A 1,665-nucleotide genomic window follows, 5' to 3' on the forward strand; every position below is an offset into this window, starting at 1 on the left:
AGTGGGTGTTGTCGTTCCGAACCTGAGGGCGGTGTTTTGGCTGGTCAGGCGTAGGGGCGGCGGTGTTGTGGGAGTGGTGGCCTGTCGTGTCATCGCTCCCGGGGAGGTCGCGGATGCCGTCGGTCGTGGGGTTGCTGGAACAGCGTGAACTTGCTGCCCGTCGTCGGGTGGACGAGCTGCGAGAAGAAGTCGACCGCGTGCAAGCCGAGTTGGCCGTGGCCGAGCGGGACTGGAAGGAGTGGGCCATTGCCCGGTCACGGGTGGGCGAGGTACTGGACCCGTCCGAGGATCCCGAGCAGGCCGAGGATCCCGAGCAGGCCGAGCGGACAGAGGCAGCTTCGTCGGTAGCGGCGGCCGCGAAGCCGAAGTCGCAGGTGCCGGTCTGGCGCGAGGGTCTGGGCTGGTCGGTGCTGTCGGTGGACTACCAGCGCATCCTGCAGGCCCTCGCGGACCGTCGCCGCCTCCACCAAGGGCCGTTGACCTGCCAGGAGATGGCCGCCGTGTTCGGCCTGGATGCGGTGCCGGCGAAGGTGGAGGCACTGCGCTCGAAGGCGAAGCGTCTGGTGGCGCGGGGCTGGCTGGCCGAGCGGCAGCCAGGCCGGTTCGCCCTCGCCGCGGGGGTTATCGGGCCAGACGGCGGGTCATGAGCATCGTCATCGACCAGTAGATCACCGCCTCGGCGCTGGTGGTGGAGCGTTCGAAGTCGCGGGCCAGGCGGCGGCTTCGCATCAGGTGGGCGAAGAACCGCTCGACGATCCAGCGTTTGGGCAGCACCACGAAGCCCCGCAGTTTGTCTCTGCGTTGGACGATCGCCAGGACGAGACCGAGCCCGGTCAGGCAGTACTCGATCAGCTTGCCCGTGTAGCCGCCGTCGGCCCAGACGAGCGCCAACTGGTGGTGCGTGTCGGCGACTTGTCGCAGGAGAACACGGGCGGCGGGGCGGTCGCCGATCCCCGCGGCGGTGACCGTCACCGCGAGCAGTAGGCCGAGGGTGTCGACCACGACGTGCCGTTTGCGGCCGTTGATGAGTTTGCCGCCGTCGAAGCCGCGGCTGTCCGCACCGACGACCGCGTCCGCCTTGACGGACTGCGAGTCGATCACACCGGCCGTGGGCCGTTCGTCCCGGCCCTCCCGCCGCCGTAGTCGATTACGCAGCCGGTCGTGGAACTCCTTGACCAGGCCATGGTCGCGCCAGCGGCGGAAGAACGCATACACCCGGTCCCACGGCGGGAAATCGGCGGGCATCGCCCGCCACTTGATGCCGTTGTCGACCAGATAGCGGACCGCATCGAGCATCGCCCGGTGGCAGTACACCTCTGGCTGCCCACCCCGGCCCCGCAGCCAGCCGGGCACCGGCAGCAATGGCCGGACCCGGGCCCACTCCGCGTCTGTCATGTCCGACGGATACCGCCGAACACGCTCCGGATGATCAGCCGCGTTCCCGAACCGGTGAGCGACACAATCACACGACGGGGCAACCGAGTTGGACTCCACCGGCGCGAGCGCGTACACATACGACAACAGGGCCTCCCGGTACAGCTCTTGGCTTCGACAACCACTGAGCTACCGAGGGGCCCTGTCTCCATGCACACAGCCCGAGACGATCACCCGATCGAGACTTCCGTTCGACGCACACACCTCAAGATCGGAACGACAACACCCACT

Annotated in this window: 2 protein-coding genes; one reads left to right on the top strand and one right to left on the bottom strand. The window is 68.3% G+C overall.

The genetic code is table 11. The annotated features are described in order from the left end of the window. Window positions 1-113: 113 nt before the first annotated feature. The gene (locus QIS99_RS32085; RefSeq protein ID WP_282517278.1) at window positions 114-647 is read left to right on the top strand and encodes a hypothetical protein; all 534 of its coding nucleotides are present in this window, start codon (window positions 114-116) and stop codon (window positions 645-647) included. On the opposite strand, the gene QIS99_RS32090 is transcribed toward QIS99_RS32085, so the two are convergent. Beyond that, window positions 622-1,395 carry an IS5 family transposase gene (locus tag QIS99_RS32090; protein WP_282517279.1) on the bottom strand — a complete coding sequence of 258 codons (774 nt, stop codon included), beginning with the start codon at window positions 1,393-1,395 and terminating at the stop codon, window positions 622-624. The genes QIS99_RS32085 and QIS99_RS32090 overlap by 26 nt on opposite strands. Between the last annotated feature and the right edge of the window lie 270 nt (window positions 1,396-1,665).

Source organism: Streptomyces solicavernae, from assembly GCF_029968095.1.
Classification (GTDB): Bacteria; Actinomycetota; Actinomycetes; order Streptomycetales; family Streptomycetaceae; genus Streptomyces; species Streptomyces solicavernae.